This is a genomic window from Candidatus Sulfotelmatobacter sp. (assembly GCA_036500765.1).
Classification (GTDB): Bacteria; Acidobacteriota; Terriglobia; order Terriglobales; family Acidobacteriaceae; genus Sulfotelmatobacter.
The window spans coordinates 448,869-474,413 of sequence record DASYBM010000016.1; the positions used below are offsets into that span (position 1 = coordinate 448,869).

The window sequence follows — 25,545 nt, forward strand, 5'->3', positions numbered from 1 at the left end:
TCTTCGCCTGGCCGACACCACTCACCGCCCTCGTCCGGTCGCGAGGGTCAGCCTTATTTATCTTCTAAAGGGAACTTGGGCGGGAGGCACTCAATCGGCCTGAGAGTTAATCTTCCGGACGACGTTACAATCTTCCGGATAAATCGTTCGATTGGATTATGAAAACGGCCGATGGCGTGGGATAATTTGGCGGATTATTCCAAATGCATGCCTCACTTGGACTGGATCTGGGAACGGCGCAACCGGGTCCCTGTTCTGCTCGCCAGCAGTGCCATTCTTCTGGCAATCGCGGTTGTGGATTGGTGGACCAAACCTTACTTTTCTCTGGGCTTTCTGTACTTGTTCCCCATCATGCTCGCCGCCGGATTCCTGCCGCGTTGGGCGATCGCCCTGTTGGGGATCGCTTGCGCGTTGTTAAGCGAGCGTTTCAGCAACCTTGACCCCTCCGATGCCAACATCCGCCTGGGATTCGAAGCCCTAGCCCTGTGCGGCTGCGGACTTCTGACCTCAGAAGTTCTTCGCAATCGCCGCTTAAGCCTGGAGTCCCAGGAACGCATTCGCGTGCTGGTCGAAACCAGCCCCGCGGCCATCGTCACCGTCGATCAGCGTGGCTTCATCGAATTGGCCAACCGCGCTGCGGTGGATCTCATGGCTCCCCAGCATGGAGAATTGATCGGGCAGCCGATCGCCGCCTTCCTCCCCGAACTGCATCACGCGCTGCGCTGGGAAGAGGGCCCGCAGTTTCGCACTTCGATGCAGTGCCGCGGCCATCGGGGCACCGGAGAATCGTTCCTTGCCGAAGTCTGGTTCTCGACTTATAAGGAAGGCACGAAACCCAAGCTGGCGGCCATCGTCGCCGACGTGAGCGAAGAACAATCTGCCCTGGCCGGCCCGGGTTCGGCCACGTTGGATCAAACAGAACGCCCCTCCCTGAGCAGCCGCGAACTGGATGCCCTGCGCCTGGTGGTTCAGGGCTTAGCGAACAAGGAAATCGCCTCGCGCTTGGGAATCTCGGAGAGCGCCGTCAAGAATACCCTCCAGCAGCTTTTTGGCAAGACGGAAGTGCGTACCAGAAGCCAGTTGGTTCGCGTCGCGCTGGAACGCTATCGAGACCTGCTTTAGGCCCGCTCTGGCGCGTGCCGAAATTGACAAGCCGTCTGGCCTCGGGGATAATCCTTGCCACGAGCCGTGCCGTCCATCCCCCGTCGATTTCTGCTTTCGAACTAAGATCTCTCGGTCGGGCTCTCGCGTCTGCGAGGGCGAAAAAAGGGGGCTTTCTGAAGAGACTTCATTTCCCAAAAGTAGCGGCTGTCGTCTTCCTACTTTGTATCGCCGGCGCGACCCGGTTGCCCGCCCAATCCTTCACCACACTGCTGGACTTCGATCTCACTAACGGCGGCTGTGCGGATTACATGGGTCTCGTCCAGGCTACAGACGGGAACTTTTATGGGACAACGGCTTGTGGCGGCGTCGACGGCGATGGCACCGTTTTCAAAATCACCCCCAAAGGTGCGCTCACGACTCTGTACTCGTTCAGCGGTTCCGACGGTAAGTTTCCTACCGGCGGACTTATACAAGCGAGCGATGGGAACTTTTACGGAACCTGTTCCCAGGGAGGCGCTTTTGAGACCGGGACCGTCTTCAAAATCACTGCAGCCGGCGCATTGACTACGCTCAACTCTTTTGAGAATGCAGGTTCTGAACCCATAGCGGGGGTGGTGCAAGGCACCGACGGCAACTTCTACGGCGCGACCGTTTATGAGGGGACGTTTGGCTACGGTACGATCTTCAGAATGACTCCGGGCGGCACGCTGACCACTCTCCACAACTTCGACAATACCGATGGATGGCAGCCATACGGACGTTTGCTACAAGCGGCTGACGGGAACTTTTACGGCACCACACTCATGGGCGGTGGCAACGGAGGTGGAACCATCTTCAAGATCACTCCCAAGGGGGCCTTCACCGCACTTTACAACTTCTGCGCACAAAGCGGTTGTCCAGATGGCGAAAACCCCAATGCCGGTCTCATTCAGGCCGCTGACGGAAACCTCTACGGGACCACCTTCGGAGGCGGAAGCAATAGTGCCGATTGCGGCGGCGGTTGCGGCACGGTTTTCAAAATTAATTCCAGCGGCGTATTCACCAGCCTGCTCAGCTTCGACGGCACCCACGGCTCTCTGCCCTTTGCCGCACTTGTGCAAGCCACTGACGGAAACTTCTACGAGCCAACGCCTTCCGGCGGGACTACCGCCAACGGCACGATTGTAAAAATCACTCCCGACGGCGCTCTGAGCACCGTGCACAACTTTGACGGCAACGACGGCAACTGGGCTCAGGGACAACTCCTGCAAGCCACCGACGGTACGTTGTACGGGACCGCCACCTTAGGGGGAAACTTTACTGACGTTTGTCCGGCAGGGTGCGGCACGGTCTTCAGCTTGGGCGTGGGCCTCGGGCCGTTCGTCGAAACCCAGACCAGCTCTGGCAAGGTAGGAGCTAAGGTGATAATTCTGGGAAATAATCTGACCGGTTCGACCGGCGTTACCTTTAACGGCACTGCCGCAAAATTCACCGTCATCCGGAGTACCGAAATCAGCACCACCGTGCCAACCGGTGCGACCACCGGCAGAGTGGAAGTTACCACACCGAAGAGGACGCTCGGAAGCAACGCGATCTTTCGTGTAACGAAGTGATCCGCTAATTTCCGCATAAAAACAAGCCGCCCGATTTGCCCGGGCGGCTTGTTTCTTGGGCACGTGAGAAAGTCTAGACCTTCGCGGAAACTTCTTCCTTCACGGCATCGCGCGCCGCGTAATGCGAGTCGACGTACTCGTCGAGAATCTCAATGAATTCGGGCACGATGCGATCGCCCTTGAGCGTGGTGAATAGCCGCCCGTCGACATAGACGGGCGCTTTCGGCTCTTCGAACGTTCCCGGCAGCGAAATCCCGATGTTGGCGTGCTTCGATTCCCCTGGGCCGTTAACCACGCAGCCCATCACCGCCAGCTTCATCTCTTCCACGCCAACGTAGCGGCCTTTCCACGATGGCATCTGCTCGCGCAGATAACTCTGAATCTGCTCCGCCATTTCCTGGAAGAATGTGCTGGTGGTGCGTCCGCAACCCGGGCACGCCGTGACCTGCGGCGTAAAGCTGCGGATACCCATCGACTGCAAAATCTGCTGCGCCACGCGGACTTCTTCCGTGCGATCGCCATTCGGCGCAGGGGTCAGCGAAACGCGAATTGTGTCGCCGATCCCTTCCTGCAACACGACACCCATTGCGGCAGCCGACGCGACCACACCCTTCGCGCCCATGCCGGCTTCGGTCAGTCCCAAATGCAGCGGATATTCGCACCGTGCCGCCAGCGCGCGATAGACGTCAATCAGATCCTGGACTCCGCTGACCTTTGCGCTGAGAATAATCTGATCCGCGCGCAAGCCAAACTGCTGCGCCAGTTGCGCTGACGTCAGTGCGCTCACGACCATTGCTTCCATGGTCACTTCGCGTGCATCCTTCGGTTCGGCCAACCGCGAGTTCTCGTCCATCATGCGCGTCAGCAGCGCCTGGTCGAGCGAGCCCCAGTTCACGCCGATGCGCACCGGCTTCTGATACTTCACCGCGACTTCGATCATGGTGCGAAAATTCGAGTCGCCGGTTTTGCCGATGCTGGCGTTGCCGGGATTAATGCGATACTTGGCCAGATCGCGCGCGCACTCGGGGTACTTCGTCAGCAGCACGTGCCCGTTGTAGTGAAAGTCGCCAATGATGGGCACCCGGACGCCCTGCTGATCGAGTTGCTCAACGATGTGGGGCACCGCCGCGGCTGCCTCGTCGTTATTCACCGTGACTCGCACCAGCTCCGACCCGGCTCGCGCGAGAGCCGCAACCTGCTGAACCGTGCCGGGAATATCGGCGGTGTCCGTATTGGTCATGGACTGCACTACAATGGGTGCATCCGAGCCAACGCGCACGCCTCCGACCAGCGCCGTAACGGTCTTTCTCCGTTGAATATTTGCCATATGGGAACTTCTATTTTAACCGATTTTTCCGGTTGCGGTGTGCATCCGGGGGCTTCGCCGGGTCAGCCGAAGAGTTCGCTATGGGAACCCCGCGGTCAAGGCGCGGAGCATCGGCCGGCTGAACCAGCGAGAATGGAGAATTCCCTAAACTTGCGCCGATGCCCTAAACTCGCGTCGACGGCGACGAAGGCGCGTTCTTTATGCGATCGGATTTAAGATCCAGCAAGGCGTTGAGCTGGACCACGTATTTCGAAAATTCCCGTAAGTCTTCCTCGACCGCGAGCCTCTGACAGAGGATGAACATCTGTTCTCTTTCGTCAGGCGTCATCTGCCCCCCGAATCCGCATGAACAGACTGCTTAGAGTTGTGATGTTTGTACCACAAAAGCTCGCGGGGAACTAGAGCCTGATTTTGCACAGAGATGGGCGTTGGCGGCCGCTAAGGCAGTCGATCGGCCAAGCCTGGAATCGTCTTTAGCAGGTCGTTATAGATGACCATGGCCGCGAACACTAACAGGAAGACGAAAGCAGCCTGGTACACGCGCTCCTTGATGTGCATGCTGATGTCGCGCCGCATCAGGCCTTCGATCAGCAGGAACAGGATCACGCCGCCATCCAGGATGGGAATGGGCAACAGATTGAAGATGCCGAGATTCAGGCTGATGGCCGCGGTCAAGCCCATGAGCGGGGTCCAGCCCTTGCTGCGGGCGGCTTCGCCGGCGGCCTGGCCAATCCGGATCGGGCCTTCGATGGAGCGCAGCATCTTGCCGTGCACCATCTTTTTGACCAGTTCCAGAATCAGCAACGCGTTCTCGCCATTCTTGTGGAAGGATAAGCTCAGAGCCGCCGCGAAGGGGAGCGTCTTCACCTTCATCTGCTCGGTGCCAATGCCGATGCGATAACGTTTTTCCAACAGCACAGGTTGCAGCGTAAAAGATTTTTGCTCGCCTTTGCGCAGCACGGTCAGCGTAATCGGCTTGTCTTTGGTGATGGCGAGGCTCTCGATCATCTCCGCCAAGGCGGAGACGGGCTTGCCGTCGAGCGCGATGATCTTGTCGCCTTCCTTCAGGCCAGCCTTCTGTGCCGGCATGTCGTCTTGCAGGTCGGTGATGGTGACGGTGTCTTCCTTCGGCGCCCAACCCGCGTATCCAATCTCGTCAAGGCCCATCGGCTCCGGGACCACGGTTTTTTCGAGAGACTTGCCATTGCGTTCCACGTCCACCACGAGTGGCTGTCCGGGGTTCATCGCCTGTTTCAGATCTACCTGCTCCCAGGTGGGATTCTGCACATCGTCAATGCGCGTGATGCGGTCGCCGACCTGGAATCCGGCCTTGGCGGCGGGCGTATCTTTGGCTACCCAGCCGATCACCGGCGCGTCGTCGTACACGGCGGGATATTCATAGTGCACCATGTAGACGGTGGTGAGCAGGACAATCGCCAGCAGAATGTTCATGGTCGGCCCGGCAATCGCGATCAGAAAGCGATGCCAGCGCGAGTGATTCATGAACTCGCGGGGATCGTCGGAACGCTGGTCCATGGGGTTTTCGCCGCTCATCTTGACGTAGCCGCCCAGTGGAATGGCGTTGATGCGATAGTCGGTCTCGCCCCTGCGAAAGCCGATCAGCCGCGTGCCAAATCCGATGGCAAACTGCTCCACCCGTACTCCCAGCCACTTGGCCACGGCATAATGGCCAAACTCGTGAATCAGGATCATGAAGCCCAAAACCGGGATGATGTACAGGTAGTAGAGATTCGAGAGTTCAAACATATAAAGGAAATTTCCTCACCGACTGGTTAGATTCCGAAATCACGCAAAAGATGTTGCTCGGGGCCGTTGACTTTTCTTTACATCTGCGATCCGCTGATTGGCACATCGGCGGGCTTCGGCATCGGCTTCAAGAACGTTCACAACCGATGCCAGTTTTACTGAAATTGTCGCCGTCAGAACATCTTCGATGATCCTGGGAATGTCGTTAAAGCCAATGGCGCCTTCCAGAAATGCCGCGACCGCCACTTCGTCGGCTGCGTTCAGGGCTACGGTTTTTGCGCCCCCCGCCTCCGCCGCTTCATAGGCTAAACGCAAACAAGGGAATTTTTTCAGGTCCGGAGGGCAAAAGTCCAGATGACGCAAGTCACCCAGATTAAAGCGCATATCCGATTGAATCCGTTCGGGATATGTTAAGGCGTAGAGGATCGGCAGCCGCATGTCTGTTACTGAAACTTGAGCAAGTATGCTGCCATCCACGAACTCTACCAGGGAATGAATTGTCGACTGCGGGTGGACAATGACGTCCACTTTGGCCGGCGGCATGTGAAACAATCTGCACGCCTCGATCACCTCGAAGCCCTTGTTCATCAATGTCGCCGAATCGACGGTGATGCGCCGCCCCATCTTCCAGGTGGGATGGTTCAGCGCCTGCTCTACGGTGATCGATGCGAACTCGGAATGCGGCGTGTTTAGGAATGGTCCGCCGGAAGCGGTGAGCCAGATCCTGTCGACCTCGTCCATGCGTCCGCCGCGCAGGCATTGATGCACGGCGTTATGCTCACTGTCGATGGGCAGCAGCGGCTTGCCTTGTTTGCGGGCCTCAGCGGTGATGAGCTCTCCGGCGGCGACGAGGCATTCTTTATTCGCTAAACCAACAGCTTTTCCGGCGCGCACCGCTTCGAAAGTCGCTTCGAGTCCTGCCACACCGACGATGGCGCTGACTACGAAATCGACATTCGCGTGCGTCGCGACTCGGACCGCGCCGGCTGCGCCGTGTGCGACCTCGATCTCGCTGAGGCCTTCTTTTTTTAGGCGAGTGCGTAGAGCATCTGCATCTTTTTCAGCGGCGAGCGAGATTACTCGCGGTCGCCATCGCCGCGCCTGCTCGAATGCCGCTTCGAGATTGGATCCGGCGGCCAGCGTTACGATCTGAAAGCGGTCGGGATAAGACTCGGCGACACTCAGCGTGCTGCGGCCGATGGAGCCGGTGGAACCCAGGATGGCGATGCGTTTCATGAATATTTCAGGCGGTTAGGGAAGAGCGACACAGCCTTCTTATTTTACGCGTTTTCGGGCGTGTGCTGTTGAAGAGGGTGGCAGCTTACTGCATCACGCGCCAGGCCGTATAAAACCACAGCACTGGGGCGGCGAAGAGCAGGGCGTCGATGCGGTCGAACATGCCGCCGTGGCCGGGCAGAATCGCTCCGGAATCTTTCACGCCTGCGCCGCGCTTGATGAGCGACTCGACCAGATCGCCGAGTTGTGCGGCGATGTTTAGTACGATCGTCAGCAGAATGATTGGCGCCATCGCTGGCTGCTCCAGGCCGAACAGGCCGTCGCGGCGCTCGATCAGGCCGATGCGCAGCAGTGCTGAACTCAGTGGGAGCGCATAGTGAAAGAGCAACCATCCCACGGCGAGGCTGCCAGCGAGCGACCCAGCGGCGCCTTCCCACGTTTTCTTGGGACTGACGCGCGGCGACATCAAATGGCGGCCAATCGATTTGCCGACGAAATAAGCGGTGATGTCTCCCGCCCAAACCACCAGCAACAAATACAGCAGAAAAAACGCGCCTGCCCACTGCTGGCGCAGTTGCACCAGCATCGCCATTGGTAGGGCGATATAGACGAAGGCGAACGCCGAGGCTGCGGCTGCTGGATATCCGCTGCTCAAGTCTTCGCGTTGCATCGCGATCGTCAGAAAAATAAAGGGCACGATGGCCGCTCCGAATCCCACGCAGTAAACAAAGATTGCCGTGGACAGCAGCGGCTTTTCATTCCCCACGGGAAAGCCGAGCAGAAGAAAAAACATCGCGACGAAAATATAAGTGGGCAGCCGCAGCGGCTTCACGCCGTAGGATTCCGTGAGCTTCAGAAATTCATGAATCGTGAGCATCGCCACAACGGCTGCGACGATTGCCAGAATGGGCACCGGCGCTCGCAAAATGAGCACCAGCACAATCGGAATGAGGACGAGCGCAGTCGCAATGCGTGTTAGCAAGGGAAGTATCTTTGCACGAAACTGAGAATTTAACCACAGAGGGCGCAGAGGCACAGAAAGGACGTCATTTTTCCTCTGTGCCTCTCTGTGTTCTCTGTGGTTAAGATTTTGTACTGGACTCGATCAGCGCGTGCCCGTCGGCATGATTCGAATCATGGTGATTCAGCCCGCCGTAGCGGCGTTCGCGCTTTTGGTATTCGGCGATGCCTTCGAGCAGGTGCGTGCCGCGGAAGTCAGGCCAGAGCGTGGGCGTCACGTAAATCTCGGCATAAGCGAGTTGCCATAGCAGGAAATTACTCAAACGCATCTCGCCCGAAGTGCGCACGACCAGGTCGGGATCGGGCAGATCGCGCGTGTACAGATGGCGCGCGACCATGTCTTCATCAATATTAGTGTGCAGATGCTCGATGCCGCCATTTTTCGAGGCGGCGTGCAGCATGGAGCGGAAGGCGTCGACCAGTTCGCTGCGCGCGCTGTAGTTGAGAGCCAGCGTGAGCACCATGCCGCAGTTCCGCGACGTGGCTTCGCGGGCCCATTCCATGCGCGCTTGCACGTCGGCGGGAAGTTCCTGCTGGCGGCCAATGTATTCGAGACGGATGTTGTTCTCGTTCAGCGTGGGGACTTCCGCCTTCAGATAGCGGCTGAGCAGTCCCATGAGAAATCCGACTTCGCTTTTGGGACGCTTCTTCCAGTTCTCTTCGGAGAAGGCGTAGAGCGTGAGTGCAGAGATGTGAATGCGCGCCGCGGTCTCAACCGTGGAGCGGACGGCGGCGACTCCAGCGCGGTGTCCGGCAACGCGCGGCATATGGCGGCGCTTGGCCCAGCGGCCGTTGCCGTCCATGATGATGGCGATATGTTTCGGGAGCCGTGCGGGATCGAGTCGCCGGTAAACTTCGATTTCTTTGCGGTCCAGGCCCGTGGGTACTTTGTCGTGCAAAGTGGTCACGATATGAGGCTACCACAGGGAGGAAGGGGATGCAATAACGTCCGCGCCACATAAGCCTGCACAACTACCTACTTTGCCTCTTCCGGCACTACCTTCAACTCCAGCTTCTCCGTCCAGCGCAGAACCGTCAGCGAGCAGCTTACGCCGACGTGCACATCCGTCAGCATGCGGTGCAGGTCGTCCACGCCAGCCACTGGCTGGCCTTCCAACGCCACGATGATATCGCCTTCGCGCAGGCCGGCGCGCTTGGCGGGGCTGTTGTCTTCGACGCCGACGACCACCGCTCCCATTTCTTTCGGCAGATCGTAGAAGCGCACCACGCGGCGATGCACGGGCACGGTCTGCGCCGAGACGCCGATGTAGCTGCGGCGGATGCGGCCGTCTCGCAGCAGACGGCTGGCGACGAACTTCGCGGTGTTGATGCCGATGGCAAAACAGATTCCCTGCGCAGGCAGAATGGTCGCGGTGTTTACGCCGACGACTCGTCCGGCGGAATCGACCAGCGGGCCGCCGGAGTTGCCGGGGTTGAGCGAGGCGTCAGTCTGGATCACATCATCGATCAGGCGTCCCGAGTACGAGCGCAGCGAGCGTCCGAGGGCGCTCACTACGCCTGCCGTTACGGTGGACTGAAATCCGTAGGGCGCGCCGATCGCAATCACGATCTGGCCGACGCGGAGGCGCTGTGAATCGCCAAGCGCGGCCGCGATCACGCCGGGCTCGCCGGAGTGTGGCTGGTCGAGGCGGATTACTGCCAGGTCGCTGGCGGGGTCGTCGCCGATTACCGTGGCTGGCATGCGGCGACCATCTGAAAGCGTTACGGCGATGCGTACCGCATCGTGCACGACGTGGCTGTTGGTGAGGATCAGGCCGTCGGGAGTGAAGACGAATCCGGAGCCTCCGCCGCGGCGTTCGCGGGGCTCGCCGGAGCGGGTGTGAGCGGGGGCCTGGTGGACTTCGATGTTTACGACTGACGGAGCCATGCGGTCTACGGCGCTGGTTACGGCTGTCGAGTAGGCGTCGAGCAGGGTAGCGTCGGAGGCGGCGACTGTTGCGATGGTGCTGGATTTTTCCCACGCTGGCTGCGAGATCTGGCTCACGGGAGTCAGCGCCGAGAATTCATTGCTTACTTCTTCCGGGGACATGATGGATAGATGTCGGTCGATTTGGGTTGGATTCAGGCGGCGGAGCTTCGCTCACGCCGGACTGCCGAGGCGGCTGTCCCCACATGAGCGTCGAAACCTCGAGCCACAAAAAAGCCGGGACCAAGAAATCGGTCCCGGCGTTCGTGTTGGCTGGTTGCCCGGATAAAATTTGTTGGATTGCTCAGGGGCCGAAGCCCGTTCCTTCATTGGCCGCCTGACGCGGCCCTAAAGGGCCGCTCTTCCACAGCGGCCTCTCTTCCACAGGGCCGCTCATCCACCTTACGCGGTGCGTCTTGGCCGTATCGTCAAATCTCGCACCTGCGTTAGGATGCTCGACATCTGCATGCCGTTCAGTTGCGCGACGAAGGGCAGCAACTCTGCGATGAACTGATCTTTCATCAGTTCGTTGACTTCTTCCTGACGGCTGCGTTCGCCGCCGCTGAGCAGTTCGGGCACGGTGACCTCCAGGGCGCGCGCCAGCCGTTCCAGGGACGACAGCGTCGGCGTGGCTTTCTCATTTTCAATTTTAGATACGTAGGTGCGCGGCACCGACATTCGTCCCGCAAGTTGGCGCTGGCTGAGCCCGTTGCGCAGGCGCAGGGAGCGGATGGAGGTCGCCAGGTTGAGATGTCCGCGGCCGTTATTGCCGGGCACGGGCATCATGATCGGCGGCACTACCATGATGGGTTCAGGTTCCGGTTCCTCGTCCAGTGACGCGTGGCAGCGTCGGCAATTATTATTGGTTGTGCGGAACTGGACCAGCAGGCAATGATCGCATCGGACGACTTCCCTAGAATCTACCGGGGCAAGAGTCGTAGCCATCGGGTTGTGGGAGTGCCAGAGCTAGCAACTCCTTACAGCCTAACTGCAAGATCAGGAATGACTTGGGGGAGCCTTCCTTAACTCGCAGGCTCAATCTGCGGCATTCGGCCTGTGGATGTCAAGGGTAAAATGCACAAAAACTGTAGCAGTCAAGCACGCGAAGCGAAATGCAGTCGGCAAAACCCGGAAGGAACAAGGGAACTCATAAGTGAACAGTGAGTCTGCGCGATGTTTACTAGTCTGATTCCTATTGCAAATTGGCCCGTTTTTGAGGTGTCTCTTCATCGCGCTTGCTCTCCCCGCCTTCGGTTCGCGGACGCGGTCTATCTCGATTCAGTGGACACCCGCCGAGCGGGAGATGACGGTATAATCCCGCCATGGCTGACTATGTGATCCATATCTCGGAAGAGGAGGCGGCCCGCAACTTCGCGGATGTGCTGGCGCGCGTTCGCGCTGGCGCCGAGATTGTGATTGATGGCCACGAACCGGTCGTGGTATCGGTGCGTCCCGCCAAACCGGAACCGGGCCGGCTGCTCACTGAGTCTATTGCTCTGGCCGAAGCGCATGGTTCAACCGTCACGCTCGACGGCGACTTTGCCAGCGATCTGGAAGCCATCATCGACAGCCATCGTGAGCCGCTGAACCCGCCCACATGGGACTGATCCTCGATTCCAGCGTCGTCATCGCCGCCGAACGGCGCGGCGACACTGTAACCGCGATGCTTAAACAAATCGTTGCCGCCACAGGCGACCAGCGGGCCGTTTTGTCAGCGGTAGGTTTGACGGAACTTGTACACGGTATCTACCGCGCTCAGACAGCGGAAGCACGCAACCGCCGTGATGCCTTCATCCGCGAACTGGTGAACGATGTCGCCGTCTATCCCTACACTCGAGAGACGGCGTTGCTGGCAGGGAAACTCGACGGAGAGCAGCAGAGCCGAGGCGTCATCGTTCCATTCATCGATCTGCTGATCGGCGCTACCGCACTAGAAGTGGGCTACTCTCTCCTGACCGTCAATACGCGGCACTTCCGTATAATACCGGGCCTGTCAGTCGTCCAGCTATAGATACAAGAAACGTGATATCGCTCATTGAGCCATTCCGCCCAAAAGGAGAAATCAAATTAAAACGAGAGAAGAAGCTTGGGAACTACTGACTGAGTTCACCCAGTCGGAAAGTTTGCGCAAACATGCGCTGGCCGTGGAGGCTTGCATGCGCGCGTGTGCGCGCAAGCTGGGAAATGGCACGCCTGACGATGAAAATCTGTGGGGGATCGTCGGACTGATTCACGATTTCGATTACGAGCGCTGGCCCAGCCTTGAACATCATCCATATAAGGGTAACGAAATTCTGAAAGAGCGCGGATACTCCGACGAGATCCGCCGCGCCATCATGTCGCATGCCGAATATACCGGCGTGACGCGCGACACGCCGATGGAGAAGGCGCTGTTCGCCTGCGACGAACTCGCGGGATTCATCACGGCCGTCGCGTTGATCAAGCCCGGCAAGTCGCTGGCCGAGGTCGACACGAAGTCGGTGCGGAAGCGGATGAAAGATAAAGCATTCGCCCGCAAGGTGAACCGGGATGACATTATTCAGGGCGCGGCCGCGCTGGGCGTGGATCTGGATGAGCACATTGCTTTCTGCATCGAGGCGCTGAAGCCGATCGCGGACAAACTCGGGCTCGATGGCAGCGCGGCCAAGCCGCAGAACAGTTGATCTTCGTGCTCGTCTGATTCTTGCCAGCGTGGTTACTGGCGATACTCCAAGCATGATCGGGGTCCTGCTTTGCCGCCCGCAGCCCAGACATTCAATTCCCTGAAACCTGTGCTAATATCTGCTGACGTTCTGCATTCGAACGACACACTCTCCCGTTGCAGAACGTACGTCGCAAAGTCTGCGTGATGGTCGCACCTCTGTCCCAGGGCTTGTGAGATAGCCTGAGAGAGTGCGGAAGGCCGGTGAGTATGCCGACAAATAGCACCACTCCCCCGTCCATTGCGGTGCTCGTGGGATGCAGCCAATGTGGGGCGACCCTGCCCGATGGGGCGCAGTTCTGTCTTAAATGCGGAAAGCCTGTCGCGTCAGCGGCGGCTTCTTCGGCCAGTCCAGCCGATTTTTCAGAAACCAGTGCCACCGTCCTGGAAGTGCCGCCACCAGCGGCAGGTGCGAAGCCGAAGAACAAAAGGCGCCTGCTGGTTTCGATCTTGCTGGTGCTGCTGATCGGAGTCGTTTTGTGGGCCGTGACCAGCGACAGTTCGGGCGCGCAACAGTTCCAGGAATTGGTGGGATTGAAGCAGGACCGTATTATTCTCGATTCTGCTTTTTCTGTGGGAGCCCATACCTTTCGCTACTACAAATTCGCGTTGCCCGAAGGCTCGATGAATGTAGCCGTCGTCGGGCAGTTCACCAGCGCTGCCGATAGCCAGGATGCAAGTCATCGCAGGAATCAAGCTAAAGACGCCAACGTCGATAGCAACATCGAAGTCTATATTCTGACCGACTCTGCCTTCACCGTCTGGCAGAACGGGTACGCTACGGGTTCCCTCTATGAAAGCGGAAAAGTCATAGCGGGCAGCGTGCAGGCGGAGGTTCCGGCGGGAGCCGGAATTTACTATCTCGTTTTCAGCAACAAGGCCGCGCCGAAAACCGCCAAAGCCGTTCATGCTACCGTGCTGCTGCGCTACAAGAGCTGGCTGCCCGAGTCGGTGCTGCGCTGGAAAGCTCGCTTTGTGGATTGGGTGGGCTGGTGAGAGGCAATAATTGGGGATGTCATTCCGAACGTCCGAAGGCCGTGAGGAACCTGTTGTCGCCAGCGCTGCCTGAAAATCCGCAGTTCTAACGCGTGGTCTCTTCGATCTCTGAAATCCAGTCGGGACGCTTGAGCACTTCGCGGGGCTTGGGACCGTCGGCGGCGCCCACGATTCCGTCCTGCTCCATGAGATCGATGAGGTGCGCGGCGCGGCCGTAGCCGATGCGCAGGCGCCGCTGGAGCAGGGAAGTGGAGGCCTTGCCGAATTCCACGACCAGCTTCACGGCATCACCGTACATGGGATCGTCTTCGGGCTCGCCGTCGGCGGTGGGACCGCCATCATTCGTGCCGATCGCTGGTTCGCGGCTGTCTTTGGGCGCTTCCAGGAACTGCTGCTGATATTCGGCGAGGCCTTGCGCTTTCCAGAACTCGACGACGGCGGCAATTTCTTTCTCCGTAACAAACGGTGCGTGCAGGCGATGCACGCGCGCCGAACCGGAGGGCAAATACAGCATATCGCCTTTGCCCAGCAAAGCTTCGGCGCCATTGGCGTCGAGAATGGTGCGCGAGTCAACTTTCGTTGCTACGCGGAACGAAACGCGGGCAGGGAAGTTTGCTTTGATCAATCCCGTAATGACGTCGACGCTCGGCCGTTGCGTCGCCAGAACCAGGTGAATGCCGACGGCGCGCGCCATCTGCGCCAGGCGCGTGATCGACTCTTCCACGTTGCTGGAGTCGAGCATCATCAGGTCGGCCAACTCATCGATGATGATGACGATGAATGGCAGAGGCTTCTCATCCGATTCTTCGGCGAACAGGCTGGGCGTGCCATTCGAATCGAAAAGCCGGTTGTACTGGTCGATGTTGCGGACGCCTTTGGCCGCGAGCAGTTTCAGGCGGCGCTCCATTTCGCGCACCGCGTTGCGCAGCGCATTGGCCGCGAGTTTCGGCTCGGTGATGATGGGCGTATAGAGATGCGGAACGCCTTCGTAGTTGCCAAGTTCGAGGCGCTTCGGATCGACCAGGATCAGGCGCACTTGGTCGGGCGTCGCCTTGTAAAGGATCGACATGATCATGGCGTTGATGGCCACGCTCTTGCCCGCGCCCGTCGATCCGGCGATCAGTAAGTGCGGCATGCCGGCGAGATCGGCGGTGACGATGCGGCCATTGATGTCTTTGCCCATGGCGATCGTCATCTTCGACTTCGAGCCCATGAACTCCTGCGACTCGATGTTCTCGCGCAGCCAGATGATTTCGCGCTGGCGATTCGGCACCTGAATGCCGACCGTGCTTTTTCCGGCCATGCGCTCGATCAAAATGCTCTCGGCTTTCAACGCGAGGCAGAGATCGTCGCAAAGATTAGTGATGCGGCTGTATTTGATGCCGGCTTCCGGTTTGAATTCGAACGTGGTGACGACCGGGCCTGGATTGATCTGTGTGATCTGGCCGTGAATCTCGAACTCGGCGTATTTTTCCGTGAGCACTTGCGCCAGCAGTTTGAGTTCGTCGGCGTCGACTTGCTGCTGCTCGTCGGGCCGCTGCAACAGGCTGCTCGAGGGCAACTTGTATCCGCCGGCGATGCGCGGCATGGTAGTTTTGGCTTTGTTGCCGCTGTCGCCGCGCTCGGTTACTTCGGGATCGACTTCGGGATCGACTGCGGATTCAGCCGAAGGACTAGTGGCCAGAGATTCGGCGAGAATTCCGCCCACCGCGGTCGAGCTGCGCTCGACTGGACGGACGAATGCGTCCGTCCCTACACGTTCTTCTTCGATCATGCGCTCGATTCCCGTGCGCCGCGGTTCCGGCGCGGACGCCTGCGTGATGGGACGCGTCTGGATCAGTTGTGTCTTGACCACGGGCTTCGAGATGCGGCGCTGCTCCAATTCTTTCTGCTGGCGTTTCTTGGCGCGCTCGCCCTGCCAATCTTTGTAGCGATTCCACAACGCGGTGACGAAGGCGAAGCGCGTCGGAGCCCAGAGCTGGATCGCGGAAAACGAGAACGCGGTCGAAAGATATAGCGACACCGCCAGCAATGTCGCGCACACAATATATGCGCCGACGAGATTCAAGTAGTGAATCAGAACGTCGCCGATCACGCGGCCGAGCAGGCCTTCGATTGGGATCACGTGCAGCCAGCGCAGTTGACCAGGCAGCAAGGCCAGCATCGCCGGGACGAACATCACCAGCCAGATTCCGCCGAGGCTTTTCGCCAGCGGCGACTGCACTTGCAAGGAGCGGAACCAGCGCGTGCCCAACATCGCCGGGAAAATTACCAGCAGGAATGCGCCCACGCCGAAAAATTGCAGCAGCATGTCGGCGGTGAAAGCGCCGACCACGCCGATCCAGTTGCGCGCCGCATGGGAACCGGTCAGGACCGAGGCGCTGTTCCACGAGGGATCGAGCGGAGAATAGGAAACGAGCGCGAGAAAGAGGAGGAGCGCGGAGACGCACATCAGGAATCCGATCAGCTCATTGAGCCGCCGGTTCCTGGTGGGAACAAAGATGCCTGCCAAGTAATCCATGTGGGCAGATTCCACACCGAAGACACGTTGGTCGTCGATGGCGCAATCGGCCAGAGCCCTTACATTATGCCAAGAAGCCGGGGTTCCGACAATCAGGGAAATAGATGGGAGTGTTGAGTGAGTTTCCCTCGGCCCGCGGTGAAGCACTTGGCGTCTTTCTCAGATAGTTCAGATAACGATGTCACCCTGACGAGAGCGATAGCTCTCGGAGGGGCCTTATGAGTGCTGTGAGCGGAAATGCCGTGCACGGGTTCGCTACACTGCATGCGGTGTTTTGGTTCCCGTTCTGCATGGATGGGATTCGCTGACGTACGGTCCTTCGGCCCGGCTTCGCCGCGCCTCAGGATGACATCAGGGGCGGGGTTCATGCAGCAAGCCTCGCGGCGAACACCAGTACCAACACTCCGACAATAATCCGATAGATGGCGAAAGGCGCGAAGCCGCGCTTGCGGACGTAGGCCATAAACCATGCGACCGAAGCATAGGCGACGATGAATGAGACCACGAAGCCGATGGCGAGGACGATCCAGCCGTGGGCGTCGATCTGCGATACGCCGATGGGATTTTCGCCTTTGCCGCTGAGCGATTTGAGCAGCGTGTAGAGCGTGGCGGCGGCCATCGTCGGGATAGAAACGAAGAACGAAAACTCGAGGGCCGAGGCGCGCGACATGCCCGCGACCTGCCCGGCTGCGATGGTCGACATGGAGCGCGACGTTCCGGGAAAGACGGCAGAGAAGATCTGGCAGAAGCCGATCCAGATGGCCTGCGGCAGGCTCATGTCTTCCATCTTCCAGGTATGGATGCGGCTTCCGGCCGCGCCGGGACCGGCGGCTTCGGACTTGGCGTTCAAGGCGTCGATCAGCCACATCACGATCCCGCCGATCAGAAGCGACCAGCCGATGATGGCAATGTTTTCGAGATGCTTGCCGATCACCTTGGTCAGTAAGAAAGATGGAATTGCCGTGACAACGAATGCGACGGTGGTGAGACCGAGAGGGTGAGTCAGGGCGGTCTTGTTTCCGTTTTCACCGCGCGGGAAGGTCGACAGAAACTTGGTGATGCGGCTCCAGAAATAAACGGGCAGACAGAGGATCGCGCCCAGTTGAATGACGATGGAATACATCTTCCAGTAGCCATCCGACAAGCTGATATGAAGCAGAAGTTCGGAGAGACGCAGATGCGCAGTCGAACTGACGGGAAGAAATTCGGTGAGGCCTTCGACAATGCCGAGGATCAGGGAGAGCAGGTAGTCGTTCAATCGTCCTCCGAAAAAAGTAAGGGAACAGTATCGCAGAAAAAGTTTGTGGCGGCGTTAACGGTTGCTGCGCTTGCGTTCGCTCGCTTCGGTCGGATGACAAATTGTTAGTTAGTCGCCTTGTTAGTTAATCGCCGGCATTGCCGTAGGTTGGGATGCCTTGCTGGACGTAGAAGATCAGCGTCTGGGCGCGCGGGGACCAGTCGCTTTGAGCGTATTGGCTCGCGATCTTCTGCGCCATCTCCAGCGCGCGGGCCTTGGCCGCTTCCGATTTCTTCTGGTTAGCTTCGGTTTTGTAGATTTCGATCAGAGCGGATTGGCGCCAAGCCGCGTCGTACAGCGCTTCCGGCGTGGAGGGCGACTGCTCGTGCTCTTTGGCGTATTTCTCATACATCTCGGCTTCTTTTTCGGGACACTTTGAGGCTCCCTGCCAATCGCCGCAGAGTTTGTTTTCGAGGAGATGGAAGGCGGCCTGGTCGGCCCACTTGGTGCCGGAGTATTTCTTCATGACCAGCTTCATCCACTGTTCGTCGATCTGGCCGCGCATGTAGGCGTCGCGCTCGCGGGCCGAGGGACGCGTGAGCACGTCGGAGCGCTCGATCTGCCAGCGGATATCGGCGGCCCGGTAGAGGGCTTCGGCGGCGAGTGGAGAATTGGGAAACAGGTCGTAGACGCGATAGTAGAGCCGCATGGCGTCCTGGGCGGCATCGCGACGGCCGCGGCGGCGGCTGGCCTGATCTTCGGAATCTGTGGCTTCGCCGAAGATAATCTTGTCGCCGTTCGGCGTGCTCAAGTTTACGAGAGCCTTGCTTTGCACCCACCCGGTGATGGTTTTGCCTTCGGATTCGGGGTCGTCTTCGTCGGCATCTTTCCTGGGCTCGCGGAGGATGGCTTCGACGTGAGTCCAGTCGCGGCTGGTGTCGATGATGATGAGTTCGTGTCCGCGGGCGGCCTGGCCCAGTTTGGCGGCGTCGGCGGCGGGCGAGACGCGGATGGTTTCCTCATGAACAAGGGTGCCTCGTTGTGCCTGGGAGAAAGCGAGGCCAGTGGAAAGCAGCACACAGGCGCTGAGTGATAACAATGCCCGAAAACGGAATCGCAGCGCGACGTAGGGCACCCCCCCTCCCCCCCTATGCATTGGAATCAGTGAGTTAGAGGAAAATTGAGAAAAAATCTTAGAGCTGCAATGAGATGCGGGGAAAATCTTAGAAACAAAAGAGTTATCGCCGGTGGCGCGACGTGTGGTCATGGCATTGTGGAGTTGCGACCTCAGGATCATCATTCGGTCGGTTGAAGTCAAGGTCATTTGAACAATGTGTTGGGTTTATTTCTCTTTGGATTTTCCCGGGCGGCACTGGAGCCGCTTGCCCGCCGCCTGCGGGGGTGAGGAGCATTCCTTCGCCGCTTTCGCCGAAGGCATTAATTTCTTAGATGCGGATTGCATTCTCAGATGCGGCTTGTTCGCGGCGAATTTCTTCGAGCATGGTTGGTTCGATGTTGCCGCCGGAGATGATCGCCACGTTTATCTTGGTCGTTGGCAACTGACTGGAGTGGAAGAGGAATCCGGCCGTGGCGACTGCGCCGCTGGGTTCGGCGATGGTTGCGGGATTTTGGGCGAGGAGCATCATCGCTGCGCGGATCTCGTCCTCGGTGACCGTGACGATGCCGTCGACGAAACATTGCATGTGATCGAAGTTGATGGGGCCGACGCTTTGGGTACGGAGTCCATCGGCAATGGTGCGCGAAACCTGCTCGGCGGGGAATTGGACGATTTTTCCGGAGCGCAGGCTGGCTTGGGCGTCGGCGGCAAGTTCGGGTTCGACGCCGAAAACATTCACCGAGGGCTTAGTCAGTTTGATGGCGGCGGCGACGCCGCTGATCAGGCCTCCGCCGCCGACGGGGGCGAGGACGGTTTCGACGTCGGGCATGTCTTCGAGAATTTCGAGCCCGATGGCGCCTTGACCGGCGATGATCTTCTCGTCGTTGTAGGGAGGCACGATGACATAGCCATATTCGGCGGCGAGTTCTTCGGCTTTGAGTTGGCGTTCGCTGCTGCCGGGCCCGACCAGCACGATCTTTGCGCCGAGGGCGGCAGTGGCCTCGCGCTTGATGGCGGGGGCGTTGTTAGGCATGACAATGACGGACTTCACGCCTAGTGCGCGTGCGGCGTAGGCGACACCCTGCGCGTGATTGCCGCTTGAGTAAGTGATGACGCCGCGCTCTCTTTCTTCGTCGGTCAGAGACGCAATCTTGTTGTAGGCTCCGCGCAGTTTGAAAGCGCCGATGGGCTGTTGATTTTCGGGCTTGAGGAAGAGGCGGCGGCCGGATTGGACAGCCGAGGGCGGCTGTCCCCACACGAGTTCGACGAGGCGCGTGCGGGTGGTGATGCCTTCGAGGCGGGATCGGGCGGAATGGAGATCGGCGAGGGTGATCATGTGTGAGTTAGATTCTAATCGAGGCATGGTGAAGGTTCGATGCATTGGGCTTGACATCATGATGCCTTACTCGATAGCATCATGATGTGCGCACCACTCTTACGCTCGATGACGACGTGGCGGCCTTGCTGAAGAAGGAAGCGCGGCGATCTGGCGAGCCGTTTAAGCAAGTGGTAAACCAAACGTTGCGCCTGGGGCTCACAGCCACGAAACAGGCCCCTCGTAAACCCTTCAAGGTGACGCCGATCAATCTTGGATTGCCCAGGGATTTCGATAAGGTCGAAGACCTGCTCGAATATCTCGAAGGCCCAGAACACCGATGATCGTAGTCGATGCGAATCTTCTTATCTATTCCTACGACAGCGGCTCTAGTAATCACGCGAAGGCCCGCAACTGGCTGGAGCGGACACTGGCGGGGGCTGAGATGGTTGGGCTTCCGTGGCAGTCGATCTCTGCATTTGTCCGCATCATGACCGACTCGCGTTTGCCTGGAGAGCGGTTCACCGCAGCAAAAGCAGTCGAGGTCGTAAGCATGTGGCTGGACCAGTCGATCGTGCGGGTGTTAGTACCTGGCGATGGTCACTGGTTACTGTTTCGTGGGATGGTGGTAGAAGGGCAGGCTTCCGGTCCCCTTGTGACGGATGCGCAGATCGCAGCTCTGGCGGTTGAGTATGGGGGAGTGCTGCACACAACCGACCGGGATTTTGCGCGGTTTCCGGGGCTGCGGTGGGTGAATCCTCTGACGTAGGACCCTCTCCGTAAATGCTACTCGCGCCTTATTCCTCGGCCGCATTCGTTGGCGAGTTTCCACCTTTCGATCTCCGCAGGTCGATGACTGCGAAATTGGCGGGAATTTGGAACAAGCTCGGATCGGGTTCGGAGCGCGATAGGTCGACGACGTGCACCACTCTCTCGGTTCCATCCTTGTAGCTGCGAACCACGGATAAATCGATCTTGAGTTCAGTGGAGTGCCAGAAATCCAGCTTCTCGACGGGCGCCTCATTATTCACAAACACGCCAGCATCAAGAGAGCTGCTGATGCGCGTACCCTCAACGGCAATGCCTTCGATGATGTCGCTTCCCAAACCCACACTGTGAAGGTAATACGGCGCAGTATCGAACGGGCCGTCCAGCCAAGGCCTGGCCTCAGGGGACTGGTCGAGGCTAGCGATTGTGCAGGACCGTGCCTCCATCTTGCATTCGGTCCGCGTCTGAGCTGCGGGATCCAGAAGAATGATGTAATCCAATCGCGACCGTGGGGTGGGAGTGGCGGGAAACCAAACGCGGATTTCTCGATAGACGCGGCCGCGGCGGTCTCTGGCCACCAGGGCACCGTCAAGATGGGCCTTTTGGACGCTACCGCTCGCAGCGTGGGTCGTAATGTCGACGCAGTCTCGTCCTGAAAACGGCGTTGCGGGAGTCGGAAAGACATCGATGCCAAGCACATGCCTGGGCGCGGCTAAATTTTGTGGGCCCGACGAAGTTGTGTCCTGCGCGGCGAGACCAATGACGAGAAGCAGAGAAGTAGCTAGTAGGGCGAACGGTTTCACAATGCACCTCACCGTCCAACGCTTGCAATATATACCATCTCGGTGCGGCTAATCCAATGTGCCTCATCAAGCCTCGGGCTTCGCTCCCAGGACGGACGAATGCGTCCGTCCCCACGCGAGGCGATCAAATCTCCAAAATTACGGGCATAATCAGCGGGCGTTTCTGGGTTTGCTTGGAGATGTAGCGTTTCAGGTCGGCGCGGATTTTTTCTTTGATCACGCCGTAGTCGCCTTTTTCTTCTTCGCTGGAGTGGGCGAGCGTGTCTTCGACGATGCGCTTGGCGCCGTCCATCAGGCCGTCGTCGCCGGGGTTGAAGCCGCGGGTAACGATTTCGGGGGCGGCTTCGGCTTCGCCCGACAATTTATTAATCGCAATGATGGGCAGGACAATGCCGTCTTCGCTGAGGTGCAGGCGGTCTTTAATAATTAGATCTTCAACCACGTCAGTGCGCGAACCGGAATCGATGCAGACGCGGCCGACTTTGATGCGGGCGGTTTTGCGGGCGCCGAGTTCGTCGAACTCGAGAACGTCTCCGCTCTCGATCAGCATGACCTTGCCCACGGAACCGTGCATGGCGGCGGCCATTTCTGCGTGCAACTTTAATTGTCGATATTCGCCGTGCACGGGAATGAAATAGCGCGGCTTGACCAGGTTGATGATGAGCTTGAGTTCTTCCTGGCTGGCGTGGCCGCTGACATGAATGGGCGGCGAGGTCCCGTCTTCGTAGATGACGTGGGCTTCCCGGCGGAAGAGGTGGTCGATCATCCGATAGATGGTTTTTTCGTTGCCCGGGATGATGCGGCTCGAGAGTACGACGGTGTCGCCCTTTTCGATTTTGGCGTGCTTGTGATTATCGACGGCGGCGCGGGAGAGCGCCGACATGGGTTCGCCCTGGGTACCGCTGATGAGCACGCAAACTTTTTCCGGCGGAAAATTCTTCATCTCGCCGGGATTGATTACGAGGCCATCGGGAACTTCAATGTAGCCGAGGTCTTCGGCAATCTCGGCGGAGTTGTTCATGGACCGCCCGAGGAAGGCCACTTTGCGGCCATGTTCGTAGGCGAGTTGCACCGCCAGATTGATGCGGTGAATCGAAGATGAAAAACACGAAATGAAAAGGCGGCGCTTGGTGTGGGCGAAAACTTCGTCGAACTTGCGACGGACTGCTCGCTCACTGGGCGTGTAGCCTTTACGCTCGACGTTGGTGGAATCCTGAAATAGAGCGAGTACGCCTTGTTTGCCGTAGTCGGCGAAGGTGTGCAGATCGAAAAGTTTGTTGTCGGTGGGGGTGGGATCGACTTTGAAATCGCCGGTGTGAATGATGACGCCGAGAGGAGTATGGATGGCGAGCGCGACGCATTCGACCAGGCTGTGCGTGACCTGAATGGGATGAATCGTGAAGATTCCGGCCTTGAAGCGCTCGTTGGGACGCATTTCGCGCAGGTCGGCATCGTCGAGCAGTCCATGCTCGTCGAGTTTGTCTTCCACGTAGGCGAGTGTGAACTCGGTGCCGTAGACGGGGACTTTGAGTTCGGAGAGCATCCAGGGGAGGGCGCCGATGTGATCTTCGTGCCCGTGAGTGAGCACGATGCCGCGAATGCGACTGCGGTTCTCGATGAGATAGGTGATGTCGGGGACTACGATGTCGACGCCGAGAAGTTCGGCTTCGGGGAACATGAGTCCGGCGTCGATGACGAGGATATCGTCGCCCCAACGGACGGCCATGCAGTTCATGCCGAACTCGCCGAGGCCTCCAAGGGGGATAATCTGCAGTTTTCCAGTGGGCATTGAGTAAAGACGATGCTAGCACATGTGTCGCGAAGGGTACCGACGCGGCCGGGAACGAAGGTAGGCGATGAGGCCGCATCTGAGACTCGTCGTCGGTCGTCATTCGTCGTTCGTCATTCGTCGCTCGTCGGTAGCTGAGAACTGAGAACTAGAGCTTTCTCCCAATGGCTTTCTCGGTCTCGCTGGGATAAGGTTGAAGCAATGGCTGAGCAGAACAAATCGTGGCTGCGGCGGCGGGTGGAAACGGCGCTGGTGAAGGGGCTGAGCCGCGCCTATTCGACGGTGCGCGTAGATCCTGAAAAGTTTCTGCTGCAGTTGCGGGCGGCATATCGAGTACCGATCAGCGGATATCACGGGCTGTACGCGCTGGAAATGGGCGAGATCGACGCCGTGGCGGATTCGATCATCCGGGCGGGAATGAAAGTCGCGGCGCTTGAAGGCGCCGGATTCGGGCTGGGCGGCCTGATTACGATCGTGCCAGATCTTGGAATTCTATCGGCGATCACGATGCGGACAATTCAGAAGTTGAGTTTGCTCTATGGCTTCGAGTTCAATACCGATGACGAGATTGCCGAACTGTGGATTGCGGCGGCCAGCGCGGCCGGAGTCGACATCAGCCGCGAGTTGATCGAGAAGGAAGTGGTCAACAAATTTGTGCCGCGCGTCATCCAAGCCATAGCGGCGAAGGCCAGTGCGGAGGTGGTGGAGAAGTGGGCTGGGCGCGTGATTCCGCTGGCCAGTTCGGCGATCGGCGCCGGGCTGAATTATTGGTTCGTGAAAGCGTGGGGAGAGCGCGCCAAAGCGCATTTTCGGCAGCGGCATTTGATCACCCGACAGCGGGCGCGAGAGATGGCGTTGGCGAATCCGAGTCCGGCGATTCTTCCCGCGATTACGAGCTAGCGTGGCCGTGATACAAAAATAGTGATGCCAACCTTTTCGTTTTCCTGTGCAGCTATTCTTTTTGACCTGGATGGAGTGCTCGTGGACTCCACGCGGGCAGTGGACCGCGAGTGGCGCGATTGGGGGCGGCGCAAGGGTGTGGATGGCGACGCGATCATGGCCATCGCGCATGGGGTACGTACGATCGAGGTGATCCGGCGGGTGGCGCCACATCTGGATGCGGAGAAGGAAGCGCGAAAAATCGAGAGCCATGAAGCGCACACACATGAAGGAGTCGTCGTGATGCCGGGGGCGCTCGAACTTTTGCATTCGATTCCCGACGGCAGGTGGGGCGTGGTGACATCCGGCTCGCGGCTGCTGGCGCGGGCACGGTTGCGCTTTTGCGGCTTGCCGGTGCCGAAAGTTCTTGTTACTGCCGATGACGTGACCCATGGGAAGCCGCATCCCGAGCCATATTTAAAGGGAGCGGAGGGATTGGAGCTTGCGCCCGCGGAGTGCCTGGTGATTGAGGACGCGCCGGCCGGAATCGACGCGGCGCGCGCCGGCGGGATGAAGGTAATCGGCATTACCAGCACCTATGCCGCGGATAGAGTGGCGCATGCGGATGCAGTGATCGGAAGGTTGGCGGAGGTTCAGATTTCGTCGAATGGGGCGGGGAAGTTGCTGGTCGAGGTTTAGTTGCCTCAAGAATTCTCGTGCGGTCATGTATCACTTGGAATCGATTCAGACATAGTCGTCCAGAATCAGTGCGTCGAACTCCGCAACGCGCCTGAAGACAGGATCGTTGGTGATGAAAGCGGACGCCTGGCAAGAGATGGCAGTTGCCGCAATCAGCGCGTCGGGAGTTCGCAGCCGATAACTGGCGCGCAGTGAGGCTGCTGAGTTAGCAATCTGGAGTGAAGGTGCAACCCAATCCAGATTCGGCATGGATGTGAGCAGGGCATAGAAATCCTCGGCTTGATGCAAGTTCGCAGTTCTGTATGGTTGGACTAAGATCTCGGTCAGAGCCACTGTCGATGTGATCGCAGAGGAGCCGGGACGCTCCATCCACTCGAAGACCTTGTTGGCTACCTCAAAATACCTTGGATTGCGCTCCATCTGATAGATGAAGACGCAGGTGTCGAGGGCGACGCGGGAGTGCCGGGCGAGCAGCCTCGCTATCTCCAACTGTTGCGTTCCTTTTTCAAATAATCCTTTGGATAAAGTCCGCGCGCGATGCCCGCCAGCGCTGAACGATAGGACTTAGGCCTCTCCATGACGATGATTTTTCCGCCGACGGCGCTAACGAGGAGCTTGTCTCCGGGCTTGAGCTGCAACGCCTCGCGGGCCTCGCGGGGAATGACGATCTGGTTCTTTGAAGAAAGAGTGGCCTCTGCCATGCTTTACATTTTAGCATAAAGTAAAGCGAAATCTAAAGGCCTAGAG

General features: G+C 58.8%; 25 protein-coding genes. 10 read left to right on the forward strand and 15 right to left on the reverse strand.

Translation table 11 applies throughout. From position 1 onward, the window contains the following. Positions 1–207: 207 nt before the first annotated feature. Positions 208–1,122 carry a LuxR C-terminal-related transcriptional regulator gene (locus VGM18_19025; GenBank protein ID HEY3975107.1) on the forward strand — a complete coding sequence of 305 codons (915 nt, stop codon included), beginning with the start codon at positions 208–210 and terminating at the stop codon, positions 1,120–1,122. 224 nt (positions 1,123–1,346) lie between these two features. Beyond that, complete coding sequence (locus tag VGM18_19030; GenBank protein HEY3975108.1) at positions 1,347–2,696, forward strand: choice-of-anchor tandem repeat GloVer-containing protein; 1,350 nt, start codon at positions 1,347–1,349, stop codon at positions 2,694–2,696. Positions 2,697–2,769: 73 nt separating this feature from the next. Here the strand turns inward: VGM18_19030 and ispG are convergent, their stop codons facing one another. From ispG to VGM18_19065, 7 genes are all read right to left on the reverse strand, one after another. Continuing rightward, positions 2,770–4,023 (reverse strand): flavodoxin-dependent (E)-4-hydroxy-3-methylbut-2-enyl-diphosphate synthase, encoded by a 1,254-nt coding sequence (ispG, locus tag VGM18_19035; GenBank protein ID HEY3975109.1) that lies wholly within the window; start codon positions 4,021–4,023, stop codon positions 2,770–2,772. Positions 4,024–4,461: 438 nt separating this feature from the next. Further along, a complete protein-coding gene (gene rseP, locus VGM18_19040; protein ID HEY3975110.1) occupies positions 4,462–5,790 on the reverse strand; it encodes an RIP metalloprotease RseP in 1,329 nt (442 codons plus the stop codon). 39 nt (positions 5,791–5,829) lie between these two features. Then, positions 5,830–7,026 carry a 1-deoxy-D-xylulose-5-phosphate reductoisomerase gene (locus VGM18_19045; GenBank protein ID HEY3975111.1) on the reverse strand — a complete coding sequence of 399 codons (1,197 nt, stop codon included), beginning with the start codon at positions 7,024–7,026 and terminating at the stop codon, positions 5,830–5,832. Positions 7,027–7,111: 85 nt separating this feature from the next. Further along, on the reverse strand, positions 7,112–8,008 hold the full coding sequence (locus tag VGM18_19050) for a phosphatidate cytidylyltransferase (protein ID HEY3975112.1): 897 nt from the start codon (positions 8,006–8,008) through the stop codon (positions 7,112–7,114). A gap of 100 nt (positions 8,009–8,108) precedes the next feature. Next, positions 8,109–8,954 (reverse strand): isoprenyl transferase, encoded by an 846-nt coding sequence (locus VGM18_19055; GenBank protein ID HEY3975113.1) that lies wholly within the window; start codon positions 8,952–8,954, stop codon positions 8,109–8,111. A gap of 68 nt (positions 8,955–9,022) precedes the next feature. Further along, entirely contained in the window at positions 9,023–10,096 is a 1,074-nt protein-coding gene (locus VGM18_19060) for a trypsin-like peptidase domain-containing protein (protein HEY3975114.1), read from the reverse strand. A gap of 279 nt (positions 10,097–10,375) precedes the next feature. Further along, a complete protein-coding gene (locus tag VGM18_19065; GenBank protein ID HEY3975115.1) occupies positions 10,376–10,918 on the reverse strand; it encodes a helix-turn-helix transcriptional regulator in 543 nt (180 codons plus the stop codon). Between the two features lie 377 nt (positions 10,919–11,295). Between VGM18_19065 and VGM18_19070 the strand changes: the two genes are divergently transcribed. The 4 genes from VGM18_19070 to VGM18_19085 all read left to right on the forward strand — a co-directional run bounded on the left by VGM18_19070 (position 11,296) and on the right by VGM18_19085 (position 13,670). Continuing rightward, positions 11,296–11,580 (forward strand): hypothetical protein, encoded by a 285-nt coding sequence (locus VGM18_19070; protein HEY3975116.1) that lies wholly within the window; start codon positions 11,296–11,298, stop codon positions 11,578–11,580. Next, positions 11,571–11,984, forward strand: a complete 414-nt coding sequence (locus VGM18_19075; protein HEY3975117.1) for a PIN domain-containing protein — start codon at positions 11,571–11,573, stop codon at positions 11,982–11,984. The genes VGM18_19070 and VGM18_19075 overlap by 10 nt, the downstream gene beginning before the upstream one ends. A gap of 112 nt (positions 11,985–12,096) precedes the next feature. Further along, on the forward strand, positions 12,097–12,636 hold the full coding sequence (locus VGM18_19080) for an HD domain-containing protein (protein HEY3975118.1): 540 nt from the start codon (positions 12,097–12,099) through the stop codon (positions 12,634–12,636). Positions 12,637–12,884: 248 nt separating this feature from the next. Further along, the gene (locus VGM18_19085; protein HEY3975119.1) at positions 12,885–13,670 is read left to right on the forward strand and encodes a zinc ribbon domain-containing protein; all 786 of its coding nucleotides are present in this window, start codon (positions 12,885–12,887) and stop codon (positions 13,668–13,670) included. An 85-nt stretch (positions 13,671–13,755) separates the two neighbouring features. Here VGM18_19085 and VGM18_19090 read toward each other — a convergent pair whose 3' ends face one another. From VGM18_19090 to VGM18_19105, 4 genes are all read right to left on the reverse strand, one after another. Further along, on the reverse strand, positions 13,756–16,191 hold the full coding sequence (locus tag VGM18_19090; GenBank protein ID HEY3975120.1) for a DNA translocase FtsK: 2,436 nt from the start codon (positions 16,189–16,191) through the stop codon (positions 13,756–13,758). Between the two features lie 364 nt (positions 16,192–16,555). Then, positions 16,556–17,449 (reverse strand): undecaprenyl-diphosphate phosphatase, encoded by an 894-nt coding sequence (locus VGM18_19095; protein HEY3975121.1) that lies wholly within the window; start codon positions 17,447–17,449, stop codon positions 16,556–16,558. A 124-nt stretch (positions 17,450–17,573) separates the two neighbouring features. Next, on the reverse strand, positions 17,574–18,563 hold the full coding sequence (locus VGM18_19100; GenBank protein HEY3975122.1) for an SH3 domain-containing protein: 990 nt from the start codon (positions 18,561–18,563) through the stop codon (positions 17,574–17,576). A gap of 310 nt (positions 18,564–18,873) precedes the next feature. Then, complete coding sequence (locus tag VGM18_19105; GenBank protein HEY3975123.1) at positions 18,874–19,908, reverse strand: threonine/serine dehydratase; 1,035 nt, start codon at positions 19,906–19,908, stop codon at positions 18,874–18,876. Between the two features lie 59 nt (positions 19,909–19,967). Between VGM18_19105 and VGM18_19110 the strand changes: the two genes are divergently transcribed. After that, positions 19,968–20,204, forward strand: a complete 237-nt coding sequence (locus tag VGM18_19110) for a CopG family transcriptional regulator (protein ID HEY3975124.1) — start codon at positions 19,968–19,970, stop codon at positions 20,202–20,204. Continuing rightward, complete coding sequence (locus tag VGM18_19115) at positions 20,201–20,629, forward strand: TA system VapC family ribonuclease toxin (GenBank protein HEY3975125.1); 429 nt, start codon at positions 20,201–20,203, stop codon at positions 20,627–20,629. Before VGM18_19110 ends, VGM18_19115 begins: the two co-directional genes overlap by 4 nt. 28 nt (positions 20,630–20,657) lie before the next feature. Here the strand turns inward: VGM18_19115 and VGM18_19120 are convergent, their stop codons facing one another. Together VGM18_19120 and VGM18_19125 are read right to left on the reverse strand one after the other, a co-directional pair. Continuing rightward, entirely contained in the window at positions 20,658–21,431 is a 774-nt protein-coding gene (locus tag VGM18_19120; protein ID HEY3975126.1) for a hypothetical protein, read from the reverse strand. A gap of 124 nt (positions 21,432–21,555) precedes the next feature. After that, positions 21,556–23,220, reverse strand: coding sequence for a ribonuclease J (locus VGM18_19125; protein HEY3975127.1), 1,665 nt, complete (start codon positions 23,218–23,220; stop codon positions 21,556–21,558). Positions 23,221–23,421: 201 nt separating this feature from the next. Between VGM18_19125 and VGM18_19130 the strand changes: the two genes are divergently transcribed. Further along, the gene (locus VGM18_19130) at positions 23,422–24,120 is read left to right on the forward strand and encodes an EcsC family protein (protein HEY3975128.1); all 699 of its coding nucleotides are present in this window, start codon (positions 23,422–23,424) and stop codon (positions 24,118–24,120) included. A 24-nt stretch (positions 24,121–24,144) separates the two neighbouring features. Continuing rightward, positions 24,145–24,798, forward strand: a complete 654-nt coding sequence (locus tag VGM18_19135) for an HAD family hydrolase (GenBank protein ID HEY3975129.1) — start codon at positions 24,145–24,147, stop codon at positions 24,796–24,798. 45 nt (positions 24,799–24,843) lie between these two features. On the opposite strand, the gene VGM18_19140 is transcribed toward VGM18_19135, so the two are convergent. Together VGM18_19140 and VGM18_19145 are read right to left on the reverse strand one after the other, a co-directional pair. After that, positions 24,844–25,287, reverse strand: coding sequence for a type II toxin-antitoxin system VapC family toxin (locus tag VGM18_19140; protein ID HEY3975130.1), 444 nt, complete (start codon positions 25,285–25,287; stop codon positions 24,844–24,846). Further along, entirely contained in the window at positions 25,278–25,499 is a 222-nt protein-coding gene (locus VGM18_19145; protein ID HEY3975131.1) for an AbrB/MazE/SpoVT family DNA-binding domain-containing protein, read from the reverse strand. The genes VGM18_19140 and VGM18_19145 overlap by 10 nt, the downstream gene beginning before the upstream one ends. Positions 25,500–25,545: the final 46 nt, after the last annotated feature.

Excerpts from the sequence above, each read along its gene's own strand:
- VGM18_19025 (HEY3975107.1), top strand. The coding sequence starts at position 208 with ATGCCTCACTTGGACTGGATCTGGGAACGGCGCAACCGGGTCCCTGTT.
- ispG (HEY3975109.1), bottom strand. The coding sequence starts at position 4,023 with ATGGCAAATATTCAACGGAGAAAGACCGTTACGGCGCTGGTCGGAGGC.
- rseP (HEY3975110.1), bottom strand. The coding sequence starts at position 5,790 with ATGTTTGAACTCTCGAATCTCTACTACCTGTACATCATCCCGGTTTTG.
- VGM18_19045 (HEY3975111.1), bottom strand. The coding sequence starts at position 7,026 with ATGAAACGCATCGCCATCCTGGGTTCCACCGGCTCCATCGGCCGCAGC.
- VGM18_19060 (HEY3975114.1), bottom strand. The coding sequence starts at position 10,096 with ATGTCCCCGGAAGAAGTAAGCAATGAATTCTCGGCGCTGACTCCCGTG.
- VGM18_19065 (HEY3975115.1), bottom strand. The coding sequence starts at position 10,918 with ATGGCTACGACTCTTGCCCCGGTAGATTCTAGGGAAGTCGTCCGATGC.
- VGM18_19070 (HEY3975116.1), top strand. The coding sequence starts at position 11,296 with ATGGCTGACTATGTGATCCATATCTCGGAAGAGGAGGCGGCCCGCAAC.
- VGM18_19075 (HEY3975117.1), top strand. The coding sequence starts at position 11,571 with ATGGGACTGATCCTCGATTCCAGCGTCGTCATCGCCGCCGAACGGCGC.
- VGM18_19085 (HEY3975119.1), top strand. The coding sequence starts at position 12,885 with ATGCCGACAAATAGCACCACTCCCCCGTCCATTGCGGTGCTCGTGGGA.
- VGM18_19090 (HEY3975120.1), bottom strand. The coding sequence starts at position 16,191 with ATGGATTACTTGGCAGGCATCTTTGTTCCCACCAGGAACCGGCGGCTC.
- VGM18_19105 (HEY3975123.1), bottom strand. The coding sequence starts at position 19,908 with ATGCCTCGATTAGAATCTAACTCACACATGATCACCCTCGCCGATCTC.
- VGM18_19115 (HEY3975125.1), top strand. The coding sequence starts at position 20,201 with ATGATCGTAGTCGATGCGAATCTTCTTATCTATTCCTACGACAGCGGC.
- VGM18_19125 (HEY3975127.1), bottom strand. The coding sequence starts at position 23,220 with ATGCCCACTGGAAAACTGCAGATTATCCCCCTTGGAGGCCTCGGCGAG.
- VGM18_19130 (HEY3975128.1), top strand. The coding sequence starts at position 23,422 with ATGGCTGAGCAGAACAAATCGTGGCTGCGGCGGCGGGTGGAAACGGCG.
- VGM18_19135 (HEY3975129.1), top strand. The coding sequence starts at position 24,145 with ATGCCAACCTTTTCGTTTTCCTGTGCAGCTATTCTTTTTGACCTGGAT.
- VGM18_19145 (HEY3975131.1), bottom strand. The coding sequence starts at position 25,499 with ATGGCAGAGGCCACTCTTTCTTCAAAGAACCAGATCGTCATTCCCCGC.